Genomic DNA, 6,967 nt, shown 5'->3' on the forward strand with positions numbered 1-6,967 from the left:
ACGAGCCGCGCCACAGCTCTTGCTCTTGGTGCGGCTCGTGACGGGACCCCACCGCCAACGCACCCTCTAACCAACCGGCAGCCGCCCAAAGCAACAGGCGTGCCATCTACCTACGGGCGGCGCCACCCCCGATCAGATTGCCGGGGGTCTGGGGGCAGAGCCCCCACGGGGAAGCACGCAACCGCAACCAAACCAACGCAAAAGGCCCCCAGCAAAAGCCAGGGGCCAATCGCAAAGCAACCTACTTGGACTCATCCCCAGAAGGCAGCTCAACATCCTCAACAGCCTTGCCGTCCTTGGTAGGAGCAGGCAACAGCCCGTCCAAAGCCGCCCCGGCGATCCGCCGAAACGCCCGCCGAGGCCGAGCCCTCTCCAGCACCGCCACCTCGAGCTTGGCGGCGGGAAGGATCTCAGACGCACTGGTCCCGGTGGACGAAGACCCAGCGGACAACGCCTTCACCGCGACCGGTACGGCCTCAGCCAACGACAGCCCGTCAGCGAAGGACTCCTTCAACGCCGTGTTGGCGGCATCGACGGTGCCACCCATCACGATGTACTGGGGCTCGTCCACGATGGACCCGTCGTAGGTCAACCGGTACAACGTGTCCGAAGCGGCGGTGTCGCCGACCTCGGCCACCGCGATCTCCACCTCGAAGGGCTTGATCTGCTCGGTGAAGTAGGTGCCCAGCGTGGTGGCGTAGACGTTGGCCAGCGAACGGGAGGTCACGTCGCGCGGGTCGTTCTGGTACCCGCGGACGTCGGCGAACCGGATCCCGGCCTGGCGGAGGTTCTCGAACTCGCTGTAGCGGCCCACCGCGGCGAAGCCGATGCGGTCGTAGATCTCCGAGACCTTGTGCAGCGTGCTGGAGGGGTTCTCCGCGACGAAGAGAATGCCGTCGGCGTACTTGAGCACGATGACGCTGCGACCCCTGGCGATGCCCTTGCGGGCGTACTCCGAGCGGTCGCGCATCACCTGCTCTGCCGATGCGTACAGCGGCATCGTCATGGGTGGTGCTCCTGACGTCGAACGTGTGGGGGACTCAGCCTGCGGGGCGGGACCTGCGGCCTTCGACGACCGCGTCGGCGATCGTGGCGACCTGGGGTTCCGGTACCTCGACGGCACCGTCGGCGCCGTTGATGGTGACGACGATCGGGTAGAGACGGCGGACCGGGTCCGGGCCACCTGTCGCCGAGTCGTCGTCCGCCGCGTCGTAGAGCGCTTCGACGACGGAGCGGATCGCGGCTTCGACGTCCGCGTCCGGGTCGTACAGCTTCTTGAGCGCCGACTTCGCGAACAGCGAGCCCGAGCCGACGGCCTGGTAGCCCTGCGACTCCTCGTAACGGCCGCCGGTGACGTCGTAGGACACGATGCGGCCGGCGCGGTCCGAGTCGGTCGCCGAGGTGTCGTACCCGGCGAAGAGGGGCACCACGGCGAGGCCGGCCATGGCCGCGTCGAGGTTGCCCCTGATCATCGCCGAGAGGCGGTTCGCCTTGCCGTCCAGCGACAGCGGCACGCCCTCGATCTTCTCGTAATGGCGCAGCTCCACCGTGTACAGGCGCACGATCTCGATCGCGATGCCCGCCGTGCCCGCGATGCCGACGGCCGAGTGGTCGTCGGTCACGAAGACCTTCTTCATGTCGCGCTGGGCGATCACGTTGCCCATCGTCGCGCGCCTGTCGCCGGCGATCACGACACCACCCTTGTAGGTGGCCGCGACGATCGTCGTCCCGTGCGGGGCCTGGACGGTCCCCTCCGGGAGCTTCCGGGCACCAGGCAGCATGTCGGGTGCCTGTGCCCGCAGGAAGTCCGTGAACGACGACGAGCCCGGCGTGAGGTACGCCGAGGGCAGCGCCGCGGCCGGGTAACGCCCGGTCGAGCTGTTGTTCATGTGTTGGTTGTTCTCCCGTCCCCGAGGTGGTCAACAGGCCCCCGAAGGCCTACTGACCACCCTTCTGCACGTATGCGCGGACGAAGTCCTCCGCGTTCTCCTCGAGCACGTCGTCGATCTCGTCGAGGATCGCGTCCACGTCCTCGCCGAGCTTCTCGCGGCGTTCCTGACCGGCGCCGGCGGCGTCGTCCGCGCCGTCGTCTCCGTCGCCACCGCCCTGGTGCTGCTTCTGTTCCTGGGACATCTCGGCCTCCCACTTGCTCGCCTGACAAGAACACTACCCAGCGGCACCGACAAAAACCCTGAGCCACTCGGGTAGACGATCACCCGCGAGTCAGGGCGTCCACCAGTTGCTCGGCGGTCTCAGATGCCTCCAGAAGGGCTCCGACGTGCGCTTTCGTCCCGCGAAGCGGTTCCAGCGTCGGAATTCGCACGAGGGATTCTCGACCGAGGTCAAAGATCACCGAGTCCCACGACGCGGCCGCGACCGAGGTCGGGTAGCGCTCCAGGCACCGGCCGCGGAAGTACGCACGCGTGTCCTCAGGCGGCGTGGTGATGGCCGCGCGGACCTCTTCCTCGCTCACGAGCCGCTTCATCGAGCCGCGCGCGACCAGGCGGTTGTAGAGGCCCTTGTCGAGGCGGACGTCGGAGTACTGCAGGTCGACCAGGTTGAGCCGGGCCGCGCCCCACTCCAGGCCGTCGCGCTGCCGGTAGCCCTCGAGCAGCCGCAGCTTCGCGACCCAGTCGAGCCGGTCGGCGCACTCCGCGGGGTCGCGGGCCAGCGCGTCGAGCACCTCGCCCCAGATCCGCAGGACCTCGCGGTCGCCGACGCCTTCCTTCTCGACGAAGGCCAGTGCGCGCTCGTGGTAGGCGAACTGCACGTCGAGGCCGGTGAACTTGCGCCCGCCGGTCATCTCGACCTTGGTCTTCAGGGTCGGGTCGTGGCTGATCTGGTGCACCGCGCGCACCGGGTCGACCATGCGCAGGTCGTCGAACCGCTGCCCGGCCTCGATCATGTCGAGCACCAGGGACGTGGTGCCGACCTTGAGGAACGTGGAGTACTCGGCCAGGTTCGCGTCGCCGATGATGACGTGCAGGCGGCGGTACTTGTCCGCGTCCGCGTGCGGCTCGTCGCGCGTGTTGATGATGCCGCGCTTGAGCGTCGTCTCCAGGCCGACCTCGACCTCGATGTAGTCGGAGCGCTGCGAGAGCTGGAAGCCGGCCTCCTCGCCGGACTGCCCGATGCCCACGCGGCCGGAACCCGTGATGACCTGGCGCGACGCGAAGAACGGCGTGAGGCCCGCGATGACGGCCGTGAACGGCGTCGAGCGCTGCATCAGGTAGTTCTCGTGCGTGCCGTACGACGCGCCCTTGCCGTCGACGTTGTTCTTGTACAGCTGCAGGCGGGGCTGGCCCGGCACGGAGGCGGCCTTGATCGCGGCCTCCTCCATCACCCGCTCCCCGGCCTTGTCCCAGATCACCGCGTCACGCGCGTTGGTGACCTCGGGAGCCGAGTACTCGGGGTGCGCGTGGTCGACGTAGAGCCGCGCGCCGTTGGTGAGGATGACGTTCGCCGCGCCCAGGTCCTCGACGTCGGAGTCGGCGGGATGCCCGCCGGGCGATCCCAGGTCGAACCCCCGCGCGTCGCGCAACGGTGACTCCACCTCGTAGTCCCACCGCGCCCGCCTGGCGCGCGGTATGTCCGCCGCCGCCGCGTACGCGAGCACCACCTGTGTCGAAGTGAGCACCGGGTTGGCGGTCGCGTCACCCGGCACTGAGATGCCGTACTCGACCTCGGTTCCCATGATCCGCCGCATGCGCAACACCTTATGACCTGACCCCGGCACAAGCGTGTGGGGAGCCTCGCGTTGAAGCTCCCCCCACCCTATTCACCCGGATGCCCGATCCGGGGGTTCAGCCGGAGGCGAGTCCGGCCGCCGGACGAATTCGCGACGCGCCGCGAGAGGGCCCGAACGCCGCCAGCACCGCGAGCACCACGACCGCCATCGCGCCGATGACCAGCGGCAACACGACCTGCAGACCGGGCAGCGACATCTCGATGCCGGTCGAGAGGATCGCGATTTCCGCGTAGACGAACCCGAGCACTCCGCCACCGATCACGCCGACCAGGGCCAGCATGATCGCTTCAGCGATGACTCCGCCCTGCAGCCCGCCCCTAGTGACACCCAAGGCGCGCCTTAGCGCGAGCTCCTTGCGGCGCTCCTGCACGGAGATGGTCAGCGCGGTGCCGATGCCGGTCACGGCGACCGCCACGGACAGCCCGAGCAGGACCATCATCAGCACGGTGCCCAGGTGCATGTACCGGTCCGCCTCGGCGCGCTCGTCCGCGTCGGTCTGCACGAGCACGGTCGGGTTGTTCGGCAGCGCGGCCTGCAGTCCCGCCCGGAACCGGGCGGGGTCGACGCCGGGCTTCAACGCGACGAGCACCTTCTCGGCGGGTCCCGAGGTGGGCCCGGCGATGATCGGGACGTAGCCGGTGATGCTGCCGGGGATCGTGCCCACGACCTTGTACTGCGTGCCGTCGGCCTCGACGAACGGCCGGTCCTCCCAGTGCGGCGGGACGATCGCGGTCCCGGCGGTGAGCTGCTCGGCACCGGACACGTTCTGCGCCTTGAGCCAGGCCTTGAACTCCTCGGGGTCGACGCTCGCGGCGCTGTCCGAGGTCTTGTGCAGCACGACGCTCGCGGCCACGTCCGGCTGCGCGGGGATCTCCGGCAACGGGCGGTCGCCCGCGTCCACCACGGTCGCGTCCGGGCGTTCCTCGTTGGCGAACTGGTACGTCATCTCCTGCGCGCCGCCCAGCAGGACCAGGAAGAACGTCACCATCGAGCTGGCCAGCAGCAACGGCAGCGCCACGGCCGCCGACCGCTGCGGCATCCGGCGCACCTCGGCGCCGGCGAGCTTCCACTGCGTACCGCCGATCTTGCCGAACAGCCGCGCGATCAACGGCACCGTGACGGGGCCGAGGATCCAGAACAGCCCGGTCACCGCGGCGATCGCGGAGAACGTCACGGAGAGAGGAGCTGCGACCGTGCCCTTGGCGGCGATGGCCAGCATCGCGAGCAACGCGGCACCACCGGTGAACAGAACACCGAACACGAGCCGAAGGCGGCGAACGGAGCGAGGCGGCACCTCGCTGTCCGCGTCACGCAGAGCGGCCAACGGCGACACACGCGCGGCGTTGATCGCGGGACGAACAGCCGCCATCACGCTCAGCAGAGCGGCGACGGCGACCCCGAGGATCACGTAACCGGTCGACGGCAGCAGCTCAGGGCTCAGCTCCACCGCGCCGAACAGCGCCGAGATGCCGGTGGCGTCGAACGTCCGCGCCAGCAGCCACGCCATCGGCCCGCCGAGCAACGCCCCTGCGACGCCCGCCACCGTCCCCGTCACGAACGCCTCGAACAGGCTCCTGCGCACCAAAGGCCCTCGCTGGGCACCGATGCACCGCAGCAACGCCGTCTGCCGCTGCCGTTGCGCGTAGACCGCGCGGAACGTGGCCGCCGCGACGAAGACCGCCGTGGCCAGTGCGAGCACGCTGAACGGCAGCAGGATGAACATCAGGTCGTTGCCGATGCTGTCGGCGTCCGGTGCCGGGTCCCACACGACGTACGAGGCGCCCGCCGCGGCCTTGACGGCGTCCCGCGCACCGCCGAGCACCCAGATCTCCTTGGTGAACGGCGCCGGGTCGAGAGCGCGCGCCAGGTCCGGACCGGCGACCAGGATCGGCCGCGCGTCCATCCCGCCCTTCTTCATGATCCCGCTGACGGTCACCTCGACCGGCCTGCCGTCCGCGGCGGCGAGCTCGATCCTGTCGCCGGGCTTCAGCCCCCGCTCGTAGGCGGTGATCTTGTCGACGGCGACCTCGCCGTTCGCCGCCGGGGCCTTGCCCTCGGCCAGCGGCCAGCGCACCAGGTCCGGCTGCTGGACGTGCACCTCGGCCCGGTGCTGTCCCGCACGGCCGTTCGCGTCCAGCAGATCGGCCTGCGCCACCTGCACCGGTACCGCCCTGCCGACGCCGGAGAGCTTGGCCAGCACCGCGTCGTCCAGCTTGGGCCGGTTCTCCTCGGCGGTCCCGTACTCGGCGGGCTTGGTGTCCACCACGTGGCTCACCGACGACGGTGTGAGGGGCGCGCCCTCGTCGACCGACCGGGTGAGCGCGTCGCTCAGCACCAGGGCGGCCAGCAGGCAGGCCACGCCGACGACGAGCGCGACGCCGGGCAGCAGCGCGCGGCCCGGCCGGGCGCGGAACTCGGCGATGCCGAGCCGCAGGGAAGTGGACACGAATCCTCCTCGGTGACGTCTGACGTTCACGAAGGTAGGAAGGAAGGCGATCAGCGGGCGTCGGACTGGGGTAGCAGGCTCGCGTACGACCACAGGAGGACACGGGGATGATCAACCTCTACGACGAGGCCGCGAACGTGATCGGCGAGGTGACCCGCGAGCGGATGCGCGCGGAGAACCTCTGGCACGGCTGCGTCCTGACCGTGGTGTTCTCCGGCGACGGCGAACGGGTCTACGTGCACCGCCGCACGGACACCAAGGACATCTTCCCCGGCCTGTACGACTTCTCGGCGGGCGGCGTGATCGACGCGGGCGAGACCCCGGACGAGGCGGCGGTCCGCGAGCTGCGCGAGGAGCTCGGCGTCGAGACCCCGCTGACCCCGCTCTTCCGCACCACCTACGTCGACGAGCTGACGCGCTACCACGCGTGGGTCTACGAGACGCGCAGCGACGGCCCGTTCACCCACCAGCCCGAGGAGGTCGCCTGGGGCGGGTGGATGGACGTGGCCGAGCTGCGCGGGAAGATCGAGGACCCCGGCTGGCCGCTCGTGCCGGACGGCCGCGCGATCGGCCGGGAGTGGTTGTCTAGCTTGAGTTTTAACCTGTTCGGCGGGGTCGTGGGTTGGTGGACTTCTTCTTGTTGCCGTGCTGGGGTTTCTGTTTGTTGGTGCTGGTGACGGTGTGGACGTCGTGTCGTGTTGCGGGCTGGTGGTTGGGTTGTCCGGCGGGGCGTCCTGGGCCGGGGCGGGAGGGTTTCGGAACAGCGGCCGGAC

At 69.7% G+C, this 6,967-nt stretch carries 6 protein-coding genes; 1 reads left to right on the forward strand and 5 read right to left on the reverse strand.

Annotated features, from left to right (window positions below):
* Positions 1-241: 241 nt before the first annotated feature.
* The 5 genes from prcA to AB0M48_RS45445 form a co-directional block, all read right to left on the reverse strand.
* On the reverse strand, positions 242-1,006 hold the full coding sequence (gene prcA / locus AB0M48_RS45425) for a proteasome subunit alpha (protein WP_363855590.1): 765 nt from the start codon (positions 1,004-1,006) through the stop codon (positions 242-244).
* A gap of 34 nt (positions 1,007-1,040) precedes the next feature.
* Positions 1,041-1,889 carry a proteasome subunit beta gene (gene prcB / locus AB0M48_RS45430; protein ID WP_363855593.1) on the reverse strand — a complete coding sequence of 283 codons (849 nt, stop codon included), beginning with the start codon at positions 1,887-1,889 and terminating at the stop codon, positions 1,041-1,043.
* A gap of 49 nt (positions 1,890-1,938) precedes the next feature.
* Entirely contained in the window at positions 1,939-2,133 is a 195-nt protein-coding gene (locus AB0M48_RS45435; protein WP_030477124.1) for a ubiquitin-like protein Pup, read from the reverse strand.
* Positions 2,134-2,212: 79 nt separating this feature from the next.
* Positions 2,213-3,706 (reverse strand): depupylase/deamidase Dop, encoded by a 1,494-nt coding sequence (gene dop, locus AB0M48_RS45440; RefSeq protein WP_363855597.1) that lies wholly within the window; start codon positions 3,704-3,706, stop codon positions 2,213-2,215.
* Positions 3,707-3,803: 97 nt separating this feature from the next.
* A complete protein-coding gene (locus tag AB0M48_RS45445; RefSeq protein WP_363855600.1) occupies positions 3,804-6,194 on the reverse strand; it encodes an ABC transporter permease in 2,391 nt (796 codons plus the stop codon).
* Positions 6,195-6,301: 107 nt separating this feature from the next.
* Between AB0M48_RS45445 and AB0M48_RS45450 the strand changes: the two genes are divergently transcribed.
* Positions 6,302-6,871: an NUDIX domain-containing protein gene (locus AB0M48_RS45450; RefSeq protein WP_363855603.1), complete on the forward strand. Its 570-nt coding sequence runs from the start codon at positions 6,302-6,304 to the stop codon at positions 6,869-6,871.
* Positions 6,872-6,967: the final 96 nt, after the last annotated feature.

The sequence above is a fragment of the Lentzea sp. NPDC051208 genome (genome assembly GCF_040682435.1).
GTDB classification, from domain to species: Bacteria; Actinomycetota; Actinomycetes; order Mycobacteriales; family Pseudonocardiaceae; genus Lentzea; species Lentzea kristufekii.

Coding starts and splice junctions, on each gene's coding strand:
- dop (WP_363855597.1), bottom strand. CDS start 3,706: ATGCGGCGGATCATGGGAACCGAGGTCGAGTACGGCATCTCAGTGCCG.
- prcB (WP_363855593.1), bottom strand. CDS start 1,889: ATGAACAACAGCTCGACCGGGCGTTACCCGGCCGCGGCGCTGCCCTCG.
- AB0M48_RS45450 (WP_363855603.1), top strand. CDS start 6,302: ATGATCAACCTCTACGACGAGGCCGCGAACGTGATCGGCGAGGTGACC.
- AB0M48_RS45435 (WP_030477124.1), bottom strand. CDS start 2,133: ATGTCCCAGGAACAGAAGCAGCACCAGGGCGGTGGCGACGGAGACGAC.
- prcA (WP_363855590.1), bottom strand. CDS start 1,006: ATGACGATGCCGCTGTACGCATCGGCAGAGCAGGTGATGCGCGACCGC.